This is a genomic window from Chitinophaga dinghuensis, assembly GCF_003259435.1.
Classification (GTDB): Bacteria; Bacteroidota; Bacteroidia; order Chitinophagales; family Chitinophagaceae; genus Chitinophaga; species Chitinophaga dinghuensis.
In genome coordinates this window covers 88,248-107,656 of sequence record NZ_QLMA01000001.1, presented here as the reverse complement: position 1 = coordinate 107,656, position 19,409 = coordinate 88,248, and the positions used below count along the sequence as shown (strand labels likewise).

The window sequence follows — 19,409 nt, the reverse complement described above, 5'->3', positions numbered from 1 at the left end:
TGTTGGCGTGGTCTCCTTTTCCTGAGTCAATATTTCTTACCGATTATTATTTGGAAGGCAGGTTAATCCAGCTGTGACCATCGCGGGCTACCAGTACATCTGCTTCATCCGGGCCCCATGAATCAGGAGCATAGTTCGGGAAGTCTTGCGGAGTGCGACTTTCCCAAGTTTCCAGAATAGGCATAATCACTTTCCATGCAGCGTCTACCTGATCGCCACGCATGAAGAGGGTAGCATCTCCTTCCATCACATCGAGCAGCAGGGTTTCATATGCTTCCGGAGCATGGTCGCCGTTTGCTGCATCGTAGTTGAAAGTCATATCCACTGGGTCCAGGGTCATAGACTGGCCTGGACGTTTAGCCTGGAAGCGGATACGGATATCCATTTCCGGTTGAATGCTGATGGTCAGGCGGTTAGGGCGCCATGTCTGTGCAGCTTCTGCCGGAAACGCATAGTGAGGCGCTTCTTTAAACTGGATAACGATATTTGTCGCTTTCTGATGCATGTATTTACCAGTACGTACATAGAAAGGAACGCCTTGCCAACGCCAGTTGTCGATATAGAACTTAACGGCGGCATAGGTATCGATATTGGATGCAGGATCCACACCTTTTTCTTCACGGTAACCAACCACCTGTTGGCCTTTCATCCATCCGCTGGAGTATTGTCCGCGTACAGCATACTCATGTACTTTATCCGTGGTAATACGACGGATAGCATTGAGTACGTCTACTTTTTTATTACGGATTTCGTTGGCATCGAAGGAAACAGGCGCTTCCATCGCTACCATGCAGAGGATCTGGAGGATATGGTTTTGCACCATATCACGCAGGGCTCCGGCTCTTTCATAGTAACCGCCACGACCTTCCAGGCCTACGCTTTCAGCAGCAGTGATCTGGATAAAGTCGATGAAATTGCGGTTCCATACTGGTTCGAACAGGGCATTCGCAAAGCGGAAAGCCAGGATGTTCTGAACGGTTTCTTTACCGAGGTAGTGGTCTATACGATAGATCTGCTCTTCCGTGAAGCGGGAAGCCAGCAGTTCATTGAGTTCATGTGCACTTTGCAGATCGTGCCCGAATGGCTTTTCCACCACGATACGGGTACAATGCTTATCGTTACAGAGGTTGAGATCACCCAGTTTGGTTACGATATTAGGTACCAGCTGAGGCGCTACTGCCAGATAGAAGACAACATTCGGATGAACGCCCCATTCTTCTTCCTTGGCTTTTACCAGGTCTGTAATTTTAGTATAGTGGCTAGGATCTTCCGCGTCCAGTTGCAGATAGGATACATGTTGGCTGAAATCCTGCCAGTGTCCGTTCTGCTCACCCTTTCGACGGGAAAACTTGCTGATACCTTCGAGCAGGTGGGCGCGATAGTTTTCGTCGGTGTAAGGGCTGCGGCCCAAGCCTGCAATTGCAAATTGCTCGGGCATCCAATCATCCAAAAACAGATTGTATAACGCAGGTGTAAGTTTCCGGTAGTTTAAATCGCCGCTACCTCCGAAGATAAACAGGATGGAAGCAGGAGGGCGTTTATGGATCTGCATATGTTTAATTGTAAATGAGATTTAGTTTACTGATTCCACTCGGTGTGGAAAGTGCCTGGCATATCAATACGCTGGTAAGTATGCGCGCCGAAATAGTCGCGCTGCGCCTGAATCAGATTGGTCGCCATTCTTCCGGTGCGGAATGCATCGAAGTAAGAGAGGGCAGACATAAATCCGGCCACTGGGAAACCTGCGGTAGCGGCCTGAGCTACTACGCTGCGGGTATTTGCTTCCACGGATTTAACCAGGTACGCAACTCCTTTATCCAGCAGGATATTGGCGAGGTCTGTATTTTGCTGATATGCTTGTGTGAATACTTCCAGCAGGGAAGAACGGATGATACAACCGCCACGCCATACTTTCACTACTTCTGGCAATGGGATATCCATTTGCAGTTCGCGGGATGCTTCGTGCAACATAGCCAGTCCCTGTGCATAGCTCAGGATAGTAGCAAAGTAAAGGGCATCATGTACCTGTTTGATCCACATTTCTGCAGTAACATGGATAGCGGCAGGATCGCCGTAGATTTCCTCAGCGGCAACACGTTGATCTTTATAAGCGGAGATGGTACGCATCGCCACAGCCATATCGATGGTTGGTACGGCTACCGGCAGTTCCATGGCATCCTGGGATGTCCACTTACCAGTACCTTTTGAACCGGCTTTATCAGAGATCATATCCACGAGGCGACCAGCAGTTTTATCATCTTTCTGATTGAAGATATCTGCGGTGATTTCTACGAGGAAAGACTGCAATGAACCTTTATTCCAGCTGTCGAATACTTCATGCAACTGATCGTTGTTGAGGCCTGCACCTTTTTGCAACAGCGTATATGCTTCACTGATAAGTTGCATAATCGCATATTCGATACCGTTATGCACCATTTTCACATAGTGACCTGCGCCTTCCTTACCGAGATAAGCTACGCAAGGCGTATCGTTCACTTTGGCAGCAATGGCTTCCAGCATAGGTTTCACCTTCGCATATGCATCCTGGTCTCCACCAGGCATAATGCTAGGTCCTGTACGAGCACCCTTTTCGCCACCGGAAACGCCAATACCCATGAAGTGGATATTCTTTTCACGGAGATATTTAACGCGGCGCAGTGTGTCGGTGTAGTGGGAGTTACCACCATCAATTACCACATCGCCGGGCTCCAGCAATGGGAGCAAAGAAGCGATAACATCATCAACGGGTTGTCCTGCGGGCACCAGCATCATTAACTTGCGGGGGCGCTCCAGCAGTTGTACCATTGTTGCCAGGTCGGCTACTCCTTTAACGGTAGTACCGGGCGTGGCAGCGGATTCCAGTGCGCCTGTCTTGGTGGCGTCTTTATCAAAGCCGATAACGGAAAAGCCATGATCAGCCATGTTGAGTAAGAGGTTTCTACCCATTACACCCAGACCAATCATTCCAAAATCATATAAGCTGTTTGCCATAATGAAGAATAGTTACTATAAATGGAGTTGTAAAAGTAGTTGTTTTTCGTGCTTGCCACAGTTTTTTTTCTGCCCACAAGCCTGTTCATACTGATTAAGTGCCCGATGATCCCTGATTGCTTCCCGATATATTTCACCCCCTGCATAATGCAGTATATAAAGCAGGAAAGGAGTTTGCTGATAATAGCGCGTCGTTTTTTTATAACATCCCACAACATGAATTAGTTATATGTAATTTCTCTGTAATAAAATTTTTACAATTTCAAAACAGTGTTCACTATTCTAATACATGCCGTGAGTCATCAACGAAAGGCTATTACCAACAAACTCCTCTTCTAAACAAACAATCTATTCTATATTTAACAACAATCGAAAACGCTGCAGGTTTATGCGCTGTTACGGCCGGCATTGATAATACCAAAGCTGCAACGCATCACTAGTTTCTCCCACACTTCCCTACCCTGGCCATTACCAGGATGACTGTCCAGTTCGCGGATCTGCGTGAGGGCAAATTGCTGAATAGTCAACAATGGCAACACGATTCTTTCCCGCATCTGGATGGATAATTGATCGATCGGACTTCCAGCCATCAGCTCGGATTCGCCGGTAAGTCGGAGTAAATATTTACGCGTCACTTCATATTCGTTATAGATCATATTCCACACTTCTCCATACTCCGGATGGTTGGCCAGATAGGCTGTCAGCGGGAAATAGCTCTTCTTCATAGCCATTTCACAGTTGTCCAGCAGGGTACGGAAAAATAAAGAATGCTTATACAGATGCTCTACCGCTTCCCATTTGCCTTGCTCTTCCAGCTGCCGTAACGCACTGCCCACGCCATAATAGCCTGGTACATTCTGTTTCAGCTGACTCCATGCGCCTACATAAGGTACTGCGCGGAGATCGTTCAGATTTAGCTTCGCAGACGCGTTTCGCTTGCTGGGGCGACTCCCGATATTAGCTTCCGCATAATACCGGAGTGGGCTGGCATGGTCCAGGTATTCCAAAAAGAACGGATGATTCTTGAGCTTGTTGTAGGCCATGTAGCCCGCGTCTGCCAATGATTGCATCACATGCTCTTCCTCCTTTGTCAGCGTTACTTCCCTGGAAGAAAACAGCTCGTTGGAAATACCGGCATGCACCAACTGCTCCATGTTAAACTGGGCGGCATCCACCGTTCCGAAATTGGAGCTAATCGTTTGTCCCTGGATGGTTTGCTGGATTTCCTTGTTGGCGATATTGCGTCCCATACTGGCGTAGAACTGATGCGTTTTACCACCGCCACGGGCAGGAGGGCCACCACGGCCATCAAAGAAGACCACATTAATACCATATTTATCTGAAACCGCAGTCAGTTCCTCTTTAGCTTTATAAATACTCCAGTTCGCCATCAGGTAGCCGCCATCTTTGGTACCATCTGAGAAGCCCAGCATAATCGTTTGTTTATGATTCCTGCGTTGCAGATGCTGCATATACTCCGGGTTCTCGTAGAGGTTAGCCATTACGCGTCCTGCATGACGTAAGTCGTCTATGGTTTCGAAAAGCGGTACGATATCTACCGATATCTCTTCTTTTTTCCAGCCACTCAGCAGGAACAGGCCATAGACTTCCATCACACTGAGGGCGCTGGTACTGTGACTGATAATATACCTGTTACAGCCTTCTTCCCCATTCGCCTTTTGTATCTTCTTGATATCAGCGATGGTTTCCAGGGTGTCTTTGAAGAGGGGTTTTTCCAGCAGGTCGACATTCATCTCCCGGGAAATATTTAGCAAAGCCTGGATTTTTTCTGCCTCTTTCATTTCCGGATATCCTTTTGGCAGTACATCCGAAACATTGGCGATGGTATCCAGCAAAGCCTCATGAACAGAGCTGTCCTGGCGGATATCCAGGGTGGCAAAGAACAATCCGAAGATCTGGACTTTACTGATCAGGTTGTCCACCAGATGAACAAACAAGCCGTTATGTTCATCGATAATTGTTTTACGTATAGTCGATAACGTGTCCAGTATTTCCTGCTGGGAGATATCGAATACATGTCCTGGTTGAAAAAGATTCTGGGAAAGTTTGGCTTCCAGTGCCGCTACGACGTTCTCCACATTTTTGAAGGTGAGTCGGCGGCGCAGGGATCTCACTTCGCGGAAGTAGCATTTCATGATGCTGTTGCGCAGTGCTGCGGCCACTTCCACTGTAGTCGGCGCCGTTACAAACGGGTTTCCGTCCCGGTCGCCTCCTGGCCAGAAGCCCATGCGGAGCACTTTTGAGCGGTCTGTTACTACACCGGGGAGTTGTCCTTTCAGGAATGACATAATTCTTCCGCCTGCCTGGTAGAAGATATTCTCCAGGAACCAGACCAGACTGATGGCCTCATCATAGGGCGTAGGCTTTTCCTTTTTAAAGAAAGGCGTTTTACCTAATTGCTGGAGGTACATATTCACCTGGGCGGTATTGTCCTCGATGAGGGCTTTCGCCAGGTCGTTAATAATTCCCAGTACTTCCCCGGGATAAAACTGCGTAGGATGGGCGGTGAGTACTAATCTTACCGAGAAGTCCTTCAGCTTTTCCTTGAGTTCATCCTGTGCCTGCTCCTGTACTACTTCAGATTGCAGGTGCCGGAGGGTACCAGCGCCTTGCATGTCGCGAATATGGCGGAATGCAGCATCTTCCAGGGCATCGAATAATACGACCTGTCTTTCTGCGTATTGAACAAACCGGAACAGCAGATCTGTTTTTTGCTGTTCATCCTTGTAATTGGTGTATTGATCGAAGAAAGAGTCCATTATTTCATGTGGACTCCCGCCCTTCGCGTAGCCTTCTTCGCAGTGGAGGAGGAAGAGGGAAAGGAATATCCCGGTCTTCTCCACGCGATGGAAAGGCAGCGAGGTAAAGAGGCTGTTATAAAGCTGAAACTTTGTCCCAACCAGATTCTTAAACTGTTGCAGCGAATTATTAACCGGAGCTTCCATAACTATGATTTTCCTATGTTTGGACCAAGATGCGTAACTAAGCGGGCGTTAAATTAATAATTATTTTGTTTAGTTGTTTATATACCAAACCCATTATTTTTTAATTATTTTTTTACAGATATCTAAATTGTTTGAAATTTATCTAAAATAGATATATAAATATAAGTCCGGCCGCCTTCCCTCCTTCAGAACAATTTTATTGCCAATATGTTATACAATTTTTGCGCACGAAATATTTAAAATTTTCGAATCTGTCATGCCTGTATCCCCTCAGATGATTAACTTATTTTCCCGGATTCATCCCCTGACTGAAGAATTCATCCACGACCTCTCTATGGAACTGGAGGTGATTCATATTCCCAAAAAAAAGCAGTGGGTATCTTATGGGGAAATATGCAGGTATGCCTTGTTTCTGGAAGAAGGATTGTTATATAGTAGTTATGAGGAGACGAAATACACTGCTACTACCTGGTTCATGAAAGAGAACGAATTCGTGATTTCTGTGGAGAGTTTCCTGCGGCAGAAACCATCGAAAGAAACCATTACCGCCATTGAAGATTGCATGGCTGTGGGGTTGAAATATGAAAACATGAAACAGTTGATTCAGGATCATGCCTGTTTTCAAAAGGTCTATACCAGTCTGATAGAGCATTACTATATTCTGAGCGAAGAGCGGGCGTTCAATCTCCGAAAACGGGAAGCAACCGACAGATACCGGTTTCTGTTGGAGTGTCATGGAGAAATCGTACAGCGGGTACCGTTACATCTGATCGCATCCTATCTGTGCATCAATATGGAAACCTTAAGCAGGATCAGGAGAAAAATTTGACATAAGTCAAGGTTTTATTGCACAATCCGCCTTTTATTTGCAACTCGATATGTGAGGAATCCTTCTCACTTATTGCATAAAAATAATTTAACTCCAAATGAAGAATACTATCCTGTTCAGCTGCTTCCTTGCGCTGATGATGACTGGTTGCGTACAGCCCCCATCCTCTTCCCAAACGGATAAAGGATTACCCGCTGCGGTGTCTTCCTCACTGCCGCAGATCGGCAAATGGATGTTTGAGCAGGACACTACCAAAGACCAGCCCGCACAATGGCTGGGGATGAAGATTAACAACAAGACTTTATTTGAGCCCATCAATCTGATTATCATTGATACTATTTCGGGCTCCGACAGTGCTTCTGCAACATTGATTCTGCAACGATTTGCTACAGGAGGCTTTCAGGCCCGAGAGGGACATACGGCAGCTTACAAAGGGAAAATGGACAATAAGAACTTCGGGCAGCTTCCCCTCAATGGCAGTAACCGCGCCTTTTCTAATTACATGTGGTCTTTCACGAATGATCATGCACGGTTGTTCGGGCCTTATCACAAGGATAACAGGTTTTATTGGATAGGCGCGGCGAGCAGGGAGCTGGGCATCTCGCATGATTACCTGACTTTCAAGGAAGCGGCCGGCGAATTTGAGCAACAACTGACCAAGTTTGCTGCCTGCAAAAAGCTGGGATATCGTTTCCTGGATAATATGCAAAACAACCAAACGGATACCACTGGCGACCATGATGGCTATGCGGTTGTGCTACAAATACAATAGATCCTTATGAATACATTATTTACCCTGTTGTTTTCCACCATGCTGTTGGTAACAGCGCCGGCAAAAGACACCGTGTCTCCCCAACTAACCATCCGTTTATCTGGTAGGGAATATCAATTTAAAAGCCACCTGGTAACAAGGCAACTCACTGCCCAACATGCGATCAATCCCAATGCTACACTGGGATTCTTTACAGACAGGAATGACATTTTCCCGTTCTATTTCAGTTGCGTATTAGCAGATTTAAAGGGAGACGCGGTGCTGCCGGGCCAATACCCGGCACTTCCAATGAAGGATGATTTACCCGCTGTGAGCCAGACGATCACCCGCGGCGGTTTCATTGCAATGAAAATGAATTCGCCTAATGTAGCTAACCCCGAAGAATATACGGCCATGCCGGGTCCTGAAAGCTTTATCATCATTGAAGAAAACAATGATCATCTGGCAAAAGGGAGTTTTAATGCACGCATGTACTGTGTCACTGATAGCACTCGTCAGATCACGATTTCGGGAACTTTTGTATTAAGCAAATAATAAAGACTGCGTTCTACATTTTTTCGCCCAGTAACCATTTTATTAAGCACTAATTTAAAATACATCTTATGAAAAAAAACTTTCTACAGCTATTCTGCCTAATATCGGCATTGGTACTATGTACACCAGCCATAGGACAGTCCAAAAAAAATTCCACTACCTTTACCATGTACTTGTCGGCCCCCGTTTTTTCAAAACGTATTCTGACAATGAGAGGAAAGAATGTTAATGATCTCTATAATTATGTGGATGCATTGGTAGAACAAAATGGAATTATAAAGTTTATCGGAACTGCGGACAGTGCGAAGATGTTTGTCAATAAAAATGCGACTCACGGAGAGGAGGTAAAGATGGAATTTATAACGGCAGGGACTATCCTCATGCCTGGCTTCATTGACCCGCATGCCCACATTGCCCAACAGGTGAGCGCCTATGCAACCATTGATCTCGCCCCCTTACCTTATGGCAATGTCAACACCATGACACAGCTTTACAGTACCATGCGAAATGCGGCCAAACTTGTCAGTAATCCAACTGGCCTGGTGGTAGGTAATGGCTATGACGATTCCCGCCTGACGCCGATGCAACATCCAAGAAGAGACAGTCTGGACAACCTTTCAGGAAATCACCCCATGTATCTGATACATAATTCCGGGCATATGGGAGTTGGTAACACGGCTCTGCTCAAGGCATTAGGATTTATGGACCCCAATGCTTCCGTAGAGGGAGGCACCATTGTAAGGGAAAATGGTCAACCAACTGGCCTGTTGACAGAAAATGCCAATGTTGCTGCAATGGAATATATACTTAAACACACGAATGCTAATAAAGATTCCACTGTGGCGAGGTTGATGAGAGCAGAAAAACTGTGGTTTGCAAATGGGTTGACAACAGTCTGCGAAGGACGCTGCGATCCCAATTCATTATTACTGATAGAAGGTTTAAATATGAATAACCAACTTACCGCAGATTTTATTGTGCTACCAGATTTTGATACCAATAAAGATAATCTTAGCCATTGGAAACAATACTATAATAATTACAATTACGGTTCCCATCACTTCAAAATAGGAGGTGTGAAATTCACCTTTGATGGATCGCCGCAAGGTAGAGACGCATGGCTAAAAGTGGCGTATGCCCATCCTCCAATTTGGGAAAAACCAGGATATCGTGGCGCCCCTATTTATCCTGACCCTGTAAAACTGAGGGAATATGTAAAAGGAGTATTTGATATGGGAATGAGTGTACATATTCATTGTAACGGAGATGCTGCCATTGAAGAAGGGTTAAGTGTAATAGAAAATTTAAAAAACCACAAAGCGCCTTTGAAAAATGTAATCATACATAGTCAGATGTGTACAACTGACCAGATACTACGATTTAAAAATGATACATCCTTTCTGATGCCCAGCTTTTTTCCTACACATACTTACCTTTGGGGCGTATGGCACCGGGATACTACTATGGGCTTGACCCGCGCTCGTCGTATCAGTCCTTGTAAAGATGCATTAGACAATAACATACTTTTCACGATTCACACAGACGCTCCAGTTACCCCACCAGATATGCTCACGGCTGCATATAGTGCCGTAAATCGTATCACACTTATGGATAAAACAGTCCTCGGTCCAGAACAACGTATCGATGGTTACAATGCTTTAAAAGCTATGACGGTTAATGCAGCTATCCAGTGGGGAGAACTAAGCTCCAAAGGGACCTTAGATAAGGGTAAGAAAGCGGATATGATATTGATTTCAGGCGATCCGATGCAAATAGACCCAAGTGTAACAGTGGTATCGAGGACCTACAAAGACGGCAACGAAGTATATAGACGATAAATACCAGGCTACAGATTTTCACCTCAGGATAACCCTTTTAAAAATACCGCCGTTCCAGGTGTCAGCATAGCTGCATTGGAGCGGCGGTTGATTTTAGTGTATGCAACAGGCTTCTGGCGGAAGGAAAGTTACATGCAGATTTTGCTACTGATGATCATCAATTGTCCAGTTGAAATTTAACAGGAATAGTAAAGTACACAGGTACATTACGGCCTCCCTGGCGGCCTGGTCTCCATTTGGGCATGCTTTTTATCACACGCATGGCTTCCTCTTCCAGTCCTCCTCCTTTACGTGCGCCAATCACTTTCACTTCCTGGATAGTACCATCTCTGTCTACTACAAACTGAACAGGTACTGTTCCATAAATACCATTCTCTCTTGCAGCATCAGGGTAACGCATATTCCTTTGTAAATAGCGGCCCAATGCGTCTAATCCTCCAGGAAATTCAGGCATGATTTCCACTACCGTAAATGGTGTTTCCTTTTCAGGAGGTACCGCCAATGTAACTACCCCAGTAGTTCCTGCACCTGCTAATTCTGCTGGGATATCAGCACCACCTTCTACGCCATCCTGGCTTTTGAATCCAACCGCATTATGTCTTAATTCTTCCACGGGTGGAATCTCTTCATTAGCCTCATCATCTGATGTCACTTTGGGGGCAACAAACTTGGATGTAGGCGCAGCTGGTGGCGGTGTTTGCGCTACCGGCGGCGGTGGTGGCGGCGGCGTAGAACGAGGCTGTTCTATGATAGCATCGATTGGCTGAATAGGCTTATACACAAAAGGTTTCAGGTCTCCTTTGTCTGCAGCCCAGGAGTTGTTTGCAACATAGCCGCCTACAAGTAATAAAGCTAAGGAAGCGGTGCAAATAATAGCATTACGTACGCGGTTATCGTATTTGCTTCTTAATTCATAAGCACCATAGTCCTTGTTTCTTCCGGTGAAGAGGATGTCAAGAAATTCATCCCCTCTGATTTTAGTTGAGTTCATGGCGAATGGCTTTTCTACTAGATGAGGCAGAAAATCATTTTCCATAAAAGTTTCTTAAAATTTTTTTGAGGGCTTGAAAAGTATAGAAAATAGAAGTCCCGGTCTTGGACCGGGACTTGCTGGCACTGGGGTACCTAACCTGAAAGCAGGTGGTTCCTTAATTTATTAGGCTTTCCGAAAAACGTATATACATACACGTTAGGTTCATTGTTCGCAGTTATATTTTGATGTAACCTTCTGAAGAGGATAATTGACAAACAGTTCACGAGGTCACCGCCAGCAAACCCCACCAGTATGTTCGCGGCAATGCCTCGTAGAACCGTGTCTGATACTTATTAAATGGAAAAAATTTTTGTAACTTTCTATAAATGCCGGGTAGCTGCGGGGAGATACGATACTGAGAATTTACCACCAATAAATTTGCAGCATACCGTCCCCGCGAACCACGCCAGGCATTCTATTTACAGCTTACAGAACGCAAAAGCTTTTCCTTCAGCAGCTACAGCAACAACTGTAAAGACTTGCCGATGGATAACGGGAACAGGTATATTGATTGGATAACAGCGCTTTTATACGCTTGCCACTTGTCAGGTTGTGCTGTTTCATAGTGTATACTTTTACACATTTAGTTTTAAACTGGCACAGCTCCTTGCTGGTGGCTCAAGATGCAGTGAGATGATATTAGTCTACCGAATTGGTAGACAAATATACATCGGCTTTTAATATTTCCAAACAGATATTCGATTTTTTTAAAAAATAATTTCCTGGTAACAATTCCCCGGCAGTAATACTTTACGGGTTGCTTTAAAATGCTATAATTTTGCGGCATGAAAGAACATGTGAAAAATCTCCTGCTCATCATTTTAGGTGCTTTCATCTTTGCTGTGGGCATTAACTATCTGGCCATCCCCAACAAGCTCTCTGAGGGCGGGGTAATAGGTCTTACCATCGTAACATATTACTATTTTGGCTGGTCGCCGGGCATCACGAACCTGATCGCCAACATTATACTATTCGTAGTGGGCTATAAGGTCCTGGATAAAAGGACCATGCTCTACACCGTATTGGGGGTTATTTTCTGCTCCCTGTTCCTGTATCTCACCGAACATCCACTCATTCCTATTACGCAAAATACACTGCTGGCAGCCATCTTCGCTGGTTTACTCGTGGGTATCGGGATTGGGCTGGTATTCCTTTCCGGAGGTACCACCGGCGGTTCCGCCATCTTGGCGCGACTCGTCAATAAGCTCACTGGGATGTCTTTAGGGAACTCCATGCTGATTTTCGACATCGTTGTTATTTTAATATCCTCCTCTATTATTGGTATCGAAAAGACCATGTATACCTTTATTGCTGTGTACATCGGGGCCAGAACAGTGGATTTCATTGTGGATGGTCTGAATACCAAACGTGCCATCACCATCATTTCCCAGCAGCCGGAGAAGATCGCAGACCGCATTACCAGCGAGCTGAAAAGAGGCTGTACGGTGCTGCATGGCCATGGCGCCTATACGAAAGCGCCCAAAGAGGTGCTCTATGTAGTGATAGGTAAACAGGAACTGATGCGATTGAAATCACTTGTGCAGGAAACAGATGCGGAGGCTTTCTTAGTAATTCATGAAGTACATGAGGTACTGGGAAGAGGATTTTCCATGTAATGGTAAATGCTACAATAAAAAAGACGACATCTTCGATGTCGTCTTTTTTATTGGTATAATAGCTGCCTTTAGGGGCGTTTACTGTTTTACCCCGTTTACTTCTTTAATCAGGCGAACTTCTGCACTATCATAGGGGAATCCGTTTTTATGCAGGATGTCATGGAACCATACTTTGGGCTCCTCTCCACTTGGAATGGGGTCATTCCAGGCATATTTGGTGTTCGTCTTCCCATCAACCAATCCCCAACTGATGGCCCCTACCTTTTCATCTTTCAACATCGGGAGAATATTCTCAAACCGGCTACCATGCGTACGGGCCATATACTCTGTACAAATCAACGGACGTCCGAATTTGCGCAGGGAATCGATCGTTCCCTGGTGAGAACGTTCATTCTGGTAGTTATGATAAGTAATGATATCTGATTTTTCCAGCTGGAGCTTATTGAGATTGACTAATGCTGGCGCCCAGACACCAGAAGTCAGCGGCTGTACAGGATTTACCTGTCGCCCCCAACGAAAAGCCTGTGTCAGTAGATTCCTGCTGGAATCTCCATAGCCGCTGTTTCCTGGCTCATTATAAAGATCCCACATAATAATGCGTTTATCATCCTTAAAGGTTCCCAACACATCTTTCACATAAGACTCCAGGGTATCTATCATATGAGCGCTGTGGAAAATCGCGGACCCAGGATCTCTGACCCAGCCGGAGTTATGGATGCCGGGCTTAGGAGCGGGCTGCTGACCACTATGTGGATAATCATTCCAACAATCGTCAAAGAAGACGAAAATGGTCCCTATTTTATGGCTGTTGGCGATGGAAAGGTATGTATCCATGCGTTTTTTGAAGCCGGTAGCATCCTCCACCCATGGGAGATGATGTAGATAGACACGTACTGCATTAAATCCGAGGCCGGCCGCAAAGTCCAGCTCCCGGTCTATTCCGGCAGAATCAAAAGTAGCTGCCTGCCACATTTCCAATTGATTAACTGCGGAACTGGGAATAAAATCCACGCCGCTCATCCAACCCCTGGCAGCATACCAGTCGTTGGCCTTTTTCAATGTCCATACTGGTCTTTCCTGCGAGCAGGCGCTCAACAGCAGTACAAACAAGCTTGTGAAGAGGATAAGAGTTTTCTGCATAACGTAGCGTTTTAAGTTGGCCGTAGCGGCATCTCACTAAAAATAAACAAATTGAAAATTCGTTGTATGTCCTTTTTTCGGCGGTCTATTGTTTTTTGAAGGATTGCTTTTTATATTTAATACGTCTCTCAATCCTTACTATCTTATCAACCAAAATTGGTCTATGTCACAGACAACCCAACGCTTCCTGCCACTGGATGTTTTCCGTGGGCTCACTATATGTTTTATGATCATTGTGAATACCGGGGGAACCGGGGGCGTATATGCGCCATTGGAACATGCCGCCTGGCATGGGTTTACACCTACCGATCTCGTTTTTCCTTCCTTTCTGTTTGCCGTTGGAAATGCCATGAGCTTTAGTATGAAGAAGTTTTCCACCTTAACACAGGGCGCAGTGCTCGGCAAAATATTCAAACGTACTGCCATCATCTTTCTACTGGGTTTTCTGATGTACTGGTTTCCGTTTGTACATCATGCCACTGATGGCAGCGGACTGGCATTCACGCCATTTTCGTATACCCGTGTCTTTGGCGTATTACAACGTATTGCATTGTGTTATTGCTTTGCTTCCTTGCTGATTTACTATTTCAACAGCAGGGTGGTTTGGACGGTCAGCGCCCTGTTGCTGCTTGGCTATTGGGCCATTCTCTGGTTTTGCGGCACGCCGGGAGAACAGTATACCCTCCAGGGAAATGCTGGTCTGGCATTGGATCATTGGTTGTTGGGTGATAGCCATCTTTATCATGGAGAAGGCGTTCCTTTTGATCCGGAAGGATTGCTCAGTACCTTCCCTGCCATTGTAAATGTAATAGCAGGATATTACGCAGGAATGTATATCCAGAGAGATGGCAAGTCGCTGAAAGGAATCGGTACGCTCCTCCTCGCGGGGAGCTGTTGCATCCTGGTTGCCCTCCTGTGGAATACCACTTTTCCTATCAATAAGAAACTGTGGACCAGCTCCTATGTATTCCTTACGGTGGGGATTGATTTACTGATCATTGCCTTTTTAATCTATATTATTGACATCTTACAGTGGACTTTCGGAACAGGATTTTTTACTGTTTTTGGCAAAAATCCCCTGTTTTTATACCTTTTATCGGAAATTCTGGCGATTCTCTTATACTTTTTCCTGGTGGATAACGGTAGCGCCTATACGTTGGTAAACGGATTCTTCCAGGCGATTTCTCCCGGTAAATTTGGGTCGTTGTTATTCTCGCTCAGTTTTATGCTGCTGTGTTGGCTGGTTGGTTTTATACTGGACAGAAAACGGATCTATATCAGAGTGTAAGCAGTAATTGTTACATTAGTAGCAAATAACAGGTTATATGGATCTTTCACTAAAAGGAAAAACTGCGCTGATATGCGGCAGCTCACAGGGAATAGGGCTGGCTACCGCTATTGAACTATCATTGTTGGGCGCCAACTGTATTTTGCTCGCCAGAAATGAAGAGCGCTTACAGGCAGCCCTGGCACAGCTTCACAGCGGGCACGGCCAGAAACACCGTTTTGAAATAGCCAATTTTTCAGACATCAATGAAGTGATCAGTGTGGCGAACGATCTGGCCTCCACCACACCTGTACATATTTTGATCAACAATACCGGAGGTCCGGCTGCAGGTCCAATTCTCGATGCAGAAACCCGGGCTTTTGCGGATGCTTTTGAACAACATCTGCTCTGTAACCAGGTACTTGCGCAAGCATTGGTACCAGGCATGATTACAGCAGGATACGGCCGCATTATCAATATCATCAGTACATCTGTAAAAATGCCGCTCAGGAATCTGGGCGTTTCCAATACGATTCGCTGGGCAGTGGCCTCCTGGGCTAAAACCCTGGCCACAGAAGTAGCGCCGCATGGTATTACGGTGAATAACGTATTGCCAGGTTCCACGAATACAGCCAGGTTAACTACGCTCTTCGAAACTTCCGCCAAACAACGCAAGGTTACTCCGGAAACAGTTTCCAATGAATGGTTGAATGAAATTCCCATGAAACGTTTTGGAGAACCAAAGGAAATCGCTGCCCTGGCTGCTTTTCTGGCATCACCTGCTGCCTCTTATATATCGGGTACCAGTATCGCAGTAGATGGTGGCAAGACGCCAGTCATGTAATCAAAACTACCTCGTTATACCCGAAGGGGAATCATCTGTGGATGATTCCCCTTCGCATTTTTAAGGTCAACAAATTATGGCCTGAGATGTTAATCAAAGGCGGACTTTTACCCGCGCTACGTATGAGAGTCGCCTTATTTATACCTTGCTACATCGACGCTATTTATCCTGAAGCTGGCATAGCTACTTATGAGCTGTTGCAACGTTTCGGAGTAGAAGTGGATTATCCGCTGCATCAAACCTGCTGTGGTCAGCCCATGGCGAATGAAGGAGACCAGGCAAATTCCGCCGCCGCAGAAAAGTTATTCGTAGAGAACTTTTCTGGCTATGATTATATCGTTGGGCCAGCCGGCAGTTGCGTGAAGCATGTGAAGCAACATTTTGATGCGATTCCCCAAACGGATGAAGTGAAAACAGTACGCGCAAATACCTGGGAACTGGTGGAATTCCTACATGATGTATTACGCGTGAAAGCCTTCCCATGGGCGTATTTCCGATATAAAGCCTCCTTGCATAACAGTTGCAGCGCTATCCGTGGACTACATATTGCACAACCATCAGAGCATATGGCGCCATATTTCAACAAAAGCGAGCATCTCCTGCGAATGGTAGAAGGATTGGAACTCGTATCATTGGATCGCCCGGATGAATGCTGTGGATTTGGCGGCACCTTCTGTGTGACAGATGAAGCTGTCAGTGCCAGAATGGGATTGGACAGAGTACATGATTATGTCCGGAATGAGGCGGAATTTATTATATCTCCAGATATGTCTTGCCTGATGCATCAGCAAGGCATTGCCAGAAAAGCAGGCATAGATCTGAAATTCATACATATCGCACAGGTATTAAACGGAGGACCATTTTAATCCATTTTTTATGGCAGCAAAACGTGTAGATCCTGCAGCCAACGCCGCTGCATTCATTGATCAGGACGATATCCATGAACCGGCGCATGACCGGAACCTGTGGGCTGCCCGCATGAAGCGGGATGCTGCTGCGAAAGCGATACCAGAATGGGAAGATCTCCGTACCATCGCTTCGCTGATAAAAGAACATACGCTCACGCATCTGGATAAATACCTGGAACAGTTTGAAGCCAATGCTATCAAAAGAGGCGCAAAGGTTTACTGGGCAAGAGATGCGGCGGAACATAACCAGCATGTTTGGAACATCCTGAATGAGCGCAAAATCTCTTCCATTATTAAAAGTAAGTCGATGCTACAGGAAGAATGTGGCATGACGCAGTTCCTCGAAACCCGCGGTATTACTGTCACGGAGTCGGACTTAGGCGAGCGTATCCAGCAACTGGATAATCAACCTCCCAGCCATATTGTGATGCCTGCTATTCATAAAACGGCGGCAGACATTGCACAGATTTTCTCCAAAGCTATTGGTACTGATCCGAATAATACAGATCCGCATTATTTGAATGAAGCCATGCGGCAGGATGCCCGCAAACGCTTTCTGGAAGCCGGAGCAGGTATGACAGGCGCCAACTTTGCCATTGCAGAAACGGGCACTTTTGTGGTGTGTACCAACGAAGGCAATGCGGATATTGGAGCGGCTGTTCCGCGAGTGCATATCGCATCTATCGGAATTGAAAAAATATTGCCCAAAGTAGAAGACCTTGGCGTGTTTATCCGGCTATTATCCAGGAGTGCCCTGGGTACGCTGGCCACCCAATATACCTCTCATTTCAGCGGCCCGCGTAAAGGAGGAGAATTACATATCATTATTACGGATAACGGGCGTAGCAAACGATTGGGGATGGATGATTTCTGGCATTCCCTGAAATGCATACGTTGTGGCGCCTGTATGAATACCTGCCCAGTGTACCGCCGCAGTGGCGGTCTCTCCTATGGCGCCACTTATTCCGGTCCTATAGGCATTATACTTGATCCTACTTTTGACGAATCCAAATATAGTGAGTTGCCTTACCATTCTACGCTTTGCGGCTCCTGCACTGAAGTTTGCCCCGTGAAGATTGATATCAGCGATCAGATTCTGCGGTGGAGAAAAGTGATGGCAGAGAAGAAATTCCTTCCTATCAGCAGGCGATTGGCCTTTAGCGCGGCAGGTAAGATATTTGAGCGACCCAACTTATTTCATGGCGCAGAAACTGCCGCCAGTGCGGCATTAAAGATCACCCCGCATTTTTTACTGTATAACAGGGCTTTGAATCCGTGGGGGCGTCACCGTGAGTTACCACATTTTGCCAAACAGACCTTTCGAGAGTGGTTTATACAAAATAAACAGCAAAACCAGGAAGACAAGCAACAACCTTAACTGTTTACAATTAAAACTTTTCGAGATGAACCCACGTGAACAAATTTTCGATGCCGTGCGTAATCATCTGCCGGCCGAAAAAATCGACTATCCGCAGATACCCGTTTTTCAGAAAACCATTACTGAACTGTTACCTGCATTTGAAGAGCGCTTACTAGATGCCGGAGCTACCTTCTTTCTGCCGAAGGATTTAAGGGAAGCCCAGTTTTTGCTGGAGCAACAATTTGGAGAAGCCAGCGTGATCTGCTCTGCCACTCCGGATATTAAAGGGAACCGGGATATTCGTCAGGTAAAAAATCCTCATGAGCTGGCGGATGTGGATGTAGGCGTTATCAGGGCTCGGTTTGGCGTAGCCGAAAATGGTATGGTGTGGTTAACGGAGGAAGACCTGGTAGTGAATGCCCTCGGTTTTCTTTCCCAGCATCTGGTGATACTGTTGAAGCCCACGGAATTAGTGGCGGACATGTACGATGCCTATGTGAAGGTTTCTCTGGAAGATACGGCCTATGGCTGTTTTATGATGGGACCTTCCGCCACGGCTGATATTGGGGCAGTACTGGTCCATGGCGCCCAGGGCGCCAGGAGCTTGAGTGTTTATCTTGTCTGAAGACGTATAACCGAGCGCGTTATTCTCGTTTTAGCAAGGCAGGTTATAGCTAATGCTTACCAACTTGCCATCGCGGAACTGGAGCCGGATACCGGCGTCGCTTTCTTTCGCATCCCGAAGGGTGATAACATCTGTTCTACCCTCATTCTCCGCCTGTTGTACCGCCATCGGGAACAGCTTCTTTGCGTCCTGCCAGGTTGTGGCAGCCGATAAAGTAATGTTACCGCTGGTCATGGTATTGCCGGGCTGAAAGTTATAGAGATCACATACCACCGAGTCCCGACAGCGTTCAAAGCGGGAACCATGAGCGTATATGTATTCAAACTCGTCGTCGAACTGGGCGGCGCAGACAGCGTCGTAATCTGGCGTGGCCAGACTATCGGGCTTCCCCCATGCATTTTCGAACTGTTGCCGGGTGGCATACAGCGGCATTGTCTTGTTCACCTTTGCGTTGGAAAAATCAAATATTTCAACGGTTTCCCAGGATATATCCTGCCGGGTTTCCATATTCTGATTTCTCTCTTCTGGCGCTTCCAGATTTTCTGCAGGCGCCGCTACGGCTACCTGATCTGTTTCCTCCGCCGACTGGTTACTATAGCAGCCGGTTGTTGCTGCCAGCATCAGCAGGCATAATACTCTGTACATAGTCATTCCCGATTTAACGGCCTTTTTTCGTATAGCCTTAT

Annotated in this window: 16 protein-coding genes; 10 read left to right on the top strand and 6 right to left on the bottom strand. The window is 46.1% G+C overall.

What is annotated here, in order from left to right:
- Positions 1 to 46: 46 nt before the first annotated feature.
- From zwf to CLV59_RS00345, 3 genes are all read right to left on the bottom strand, one after another.
- On the bottom strand, positions 47 to 1,552 hold the full coding sequence (gene zwf / locus CLV59_RS00355) for a glucose-6-phosphate dehydrogenase (RefSeq protein WP_111590024.1): 1,506 nt from the start codon (positions 1,550 to 1,552) through the stop codon (positions 47 to 49).
- Positions 1,553 to 1,578: 26 nt separating this feature from the next.
- Positions 1,579 to 2,991: an NADP-dependent phosphogluconate dehydrogenase gene (gene gndA / locus CLV59_RS00350; protein WP_111590023.1), complete on the bottom strand. Its 1,413-nt coding sequence runs from the start codon at positions 2,989 to 2,991 to the stop codon at positions 1,579 to 1,581.
- Between the two features lie 386 nt (positions 2,992 to 3,377).
- Entirely contained in the window at positions 3,378 to 5,957 is a 2,580-nt protein-coding gene (locus CLV59_RS00345) for a phosphoenolpyruvate carboxylase (RefSeq protein WP_111590022.1), read from the bottom strand.
- A 256-nt stretch (positions 5,958 to 6,213) separates the two neighbouring features.
- On the opposite strand from CLV59_RS00345, the gene CLV59_RS00340 reads away from it, so the two are divergent.
- From CLV59_RS00340 to CLV59_RS00325, 4 genes are all read left to right on the top strand, one after another.
- Entirely contained in the window at positions 6,214 to 6,786 is a 573-nt protein-coding gene (locus CLV59_RS00340; protein WP_111590021.1) for a Crp/Fnr family transcriptional regulator, read from the top strand.
- A 97-nt stretch (positions 6,787 to 6,883) separates the two neighbouring features.
- Positions 6,884 to 7,558 (top strand): hypothetical protein, encoded by a 675-nt coding sequence (locus tag CLV59_RS00335; RefSeq protein ID WP_111590020.1) that lies wholly within the window; start codon positions 6,884 to 6,886, stop codon positions 7,556 to 7,558.
- Positions 7,559 to 7,564: 6 nt separating this feature from the next.
- Positions 7,565 to 8,092: a hypothetical protein gene (locus tag CLV59_RS00330; RefSeq protein ID WP_111590019.1), complete on the top strand. Its 528-nt coding sequence runs from the start codon at positions 7,565 to 7,567 to the stop codon at positions 8,090 to 8,092.
- 68 nt (positions 8,093 to 8,160) lie between these two features.
- Positions 8,161 to 9,930: an amidohydrolase gene (locus CLV59_RS00325; RefSeq protein ID WP_111590018.1), complete on the top strand. Its 1,770-nt coding sequence runs from the start codon at positions 8,161 to 8,163 to the stop codon at positions 9,928 to 9,930.
- A gap of 157 nt (positions 9,931 to 10,087) precedes the next feature.
- Here the strand turns inward: CLV59_RS00325 and CLV59_RS00320 are convergent, their stop codons facing one another.
- Positions 10,088 to 10,921: an energy transducer TonB gene (locus CLV59_RS00320; RefSeq protein ID WP_170137604.1), complete on the bottom strand. Its 834-nt coding sequence runs from the start codon at positions 10,919 to 10,921 to the stop codon at positions 10,088 to 10,090.
- 827 nt (positions 10,922 to 11,748) lie between these two features.
- Here CLV59_RS00320 and CLV59_RS00315 point away from each other — a divergent pair.
- The gene (locus CLV59_RS00315) at positions 11,749 to 12,579 is read left to right on the top strand and encodes a YitT family protein (RefSeq protein WP_111590016.1); all 831 of its coding nucleotides are present in this window, start codon (positions 11,749 to 11,751) and stop codon (positions 12,577 to 12,579) included.
- Positions 12,580 to 12,657: 78 nt separating this feature from the next.
- On the opposite strand, the gene CLV59_RS00310 is transcribed toward CLV59_RS00315, so the two are convergent.
- Complete coding sequence (locus CLV59_RS00310) at positions 12,658 to 13,719, bottom strand: glycoside hydrolase 5 family protein (protein WP_111590015.1); 1,062 nt, start codon at positions 13,717 to 13,719, stop codon at positions 12,658 to 12,660.
- Between the two features lie 163 nt (positions 13,720 to 13,882).
- Here CLV59_RS00310 and CLV59_RS00305 point away from each other — a divergent pair, with 163 nt between their 5' ends.
- The 5 genes from CLV59_RS00305 to CLV59_RS00285 all read left to right on the top strand — a co-directional run bounded on the left by CLV59_RS00305 (position 13,883) and on the right by CLV59_RS00285 (position 18,723).
- Positions 13,883 to 15,007: an acyltransferase family protein gene (locus tag CLV59_RS00305; protein WP_111590014.1), complete on the top strand. Its 1,125-nt coding sequence runs from the start codon at positions 13,883 to 13,885 to the stop codon at positions 15,005 to 15,007.
- A gap of 37 nt (positions 15,008 to 15,044) precedes the next feature.
- The gene (locus CLV59_RS00300; protein ID WP_111590013.1) at positions 15,045 to 15,830 is read left to right on the top strand and encodes an SDR family oxidoreductase; all 786 of its coding nucleotides are present in this window, start codon (positions 15,045 to 15,047) and stop codon (positions 15,828 to 15,830) included.
- Positions 15,831 to 15,952: 122 nt separating this feature from the next.
- Positions 15,953 to 16,696: a (Fe-S)-binding protein gene (locus CLV59_RS00295; protein ID WP_111590934.1), complete on the top strand. Its 744-nt coding sequence runs from the start codon at positions 15,953 to 15,955 to the stop codon at positions 16,694 to 16,696.
- A gap of 10 nt (positions 16,697 to 16,706) precedes the next feature.
- Positions 16,707 to 18,116, top strand: a complete 1,410-nt coding sequence (locus tag CLV59_RS00290) for a lactate utilization protein B (protein WP_111590012.1) — start codon at positions 16,707 to 16,709, stop codon at positions 18,114 to 18,116.
- Positions 18,117 to 18,141: 25 nt separating this feature from the next.
- On the top strand, positions 18,142 to 18,723 hold the full coding sequence (locus CLV59_RS00285) for a LutC/YkgG family protein (RefSeq protein WP_111590011.1): 582 nt from the start codon (positions 18,142 to 18,144) through the stop codon (positions 18,721 to 18,723).
- Between the two features lie 30 nt (positions 18,724 to 18,753).
- Here CLV59_RS00285 and CLV59_RS00280 read toward each other — a convergent pair whose 3' ends face one another.
- Positions 18,754 to 19,368, bottom strand: coding sequence for a hypothetical protein (locus CLV59_RS00280; RefSeq protein WP_111590010.1), 615 nt, complete (start codon positions 19,366 to 19,368; stop codon positions 18,754 to 18,756).
- Positions 19,369 to 19,409 lie beyond the last annotated feature (41 nt).

What these genes read in the sequence shown, in the direction of transcription:
- zwf (WP_111590024.1), bottom strand. Translation starts at nt 1,552, where the DNA reads ATGCAGATCCATAAACGCCCTCCTGCTTCCATCCTGTTTATCTTCGGA.
- gndA (WP_111590023.1), bottom strand. Translation starts at nt 2,991, where the DNA reads ATGGCAAACAGCTTATATGATTTTGGAATGATTGGTCTGGGTGTAATG.
- CLV59_RS00345 (WP_111590022.1), bottom strand. Translation starts at nt 5,957, where the DNA reads ATGGAAGCTCCGGTTAATAATTCGCTGCAACAGTTTAAGAATCTGGTT.
- CLV59_RS00340 (WP_111590021.1), top strand. Translation starts at nt 6,214, where the DNA reads ATGCCTGTATCCCCTCAGATGATTAACTTATTTTCCCGGATTCATCCC.
- CLV59_RS00335 (WP_111590020.1), top strand. Translation starts at nt 6,884, where the DNA reads ATGAAGAATACTATCCTGTTCAGCTGCTTCCTTGCGCTGATGATGACT.
- CLV59_RS00330 (WP_111590019.1), top strand. Translation starts at nt 7,565, where the DNA reads ATGAATACATTATTTACCCTGTTGTTTTCCACCATGCTGTTGGTAACA.
- CLV59_RS00325 (WP_111590018.1), top strand. Translation starts at nt 8,161, where the DNA reads ATGAAAAAAAACTTTCTACAGCTATTCTGCCTAATATCGGCATTGGTA.
- CLV59_RS00320 (WP_170137604.1), bottom strand. Translation starts at nt 10,921, where the DNA reads ATGAACTCAACTAAAATCAGAGGGGATGAATTTCTTGACATCCTCTTC.
- CLV59_RS00315 (WP_111590016.1), top strand. Translation starts at nt 11,749, where the DNA reads ATGAAAGAACATGTGAAAAATCTCCTGCTCATCATTTTAGGTGCTTTC.
- CLV59_RS00310 (WP_111590015.1), bottom strand. Translation starts at nt 13,719, where the DNA reads ATGCAGAAAACTCTTATCCTCTTCACAAGCTTGTTTGTACTGCTGTTG.
- CLV59_RS00305 (WP_111590014.1), top strand. Translation starts at nt 13,883, where the DNA reads ATGTCACAGACAACCCAACGCTTCCTGCCACTGGATGTTTTCCGTGGG.
- CLV59_RS00300 (WP_111590013.1), top strand. Translation starts at nt 15,045, where the DNA reads ATGGATCTTTCACTAAAAGGAAAAACTGCGCTGATATGCGGCAGCTCA.
- CLV59_RS00295 (WP_111590934.1), top strand. Translation starts at nt 15,953, where the DNA reads ATGAGAGTCGCCTTATTTATACCTTGCTACATCGACGCTATTTATCCT.
- CLV59_RS00290 (WP_111590012.1), top strand. Translation starts at nt 16,707, where the DNA reads ATGGCAGCAAAACGTGTAGATCCTGCAGCCAACGCCGCTGCATTCATT.
- CLV59_RS00285 (WP_111590011.1), top strand. Translation starts at nt 18,142, where the DNA reads ATGAACCCACGTGAACAAATTTTCGATGCCGTGCGTAATCATCTGCCG.
- CLV59_RS00280 (WP_111590010.1), bottom strand. Translation starts at nt 19,368, where the DNA reads ATGTACAGAGTATTATGCCTGCTGATGCTGGCAGCAACAACCGGCTGC.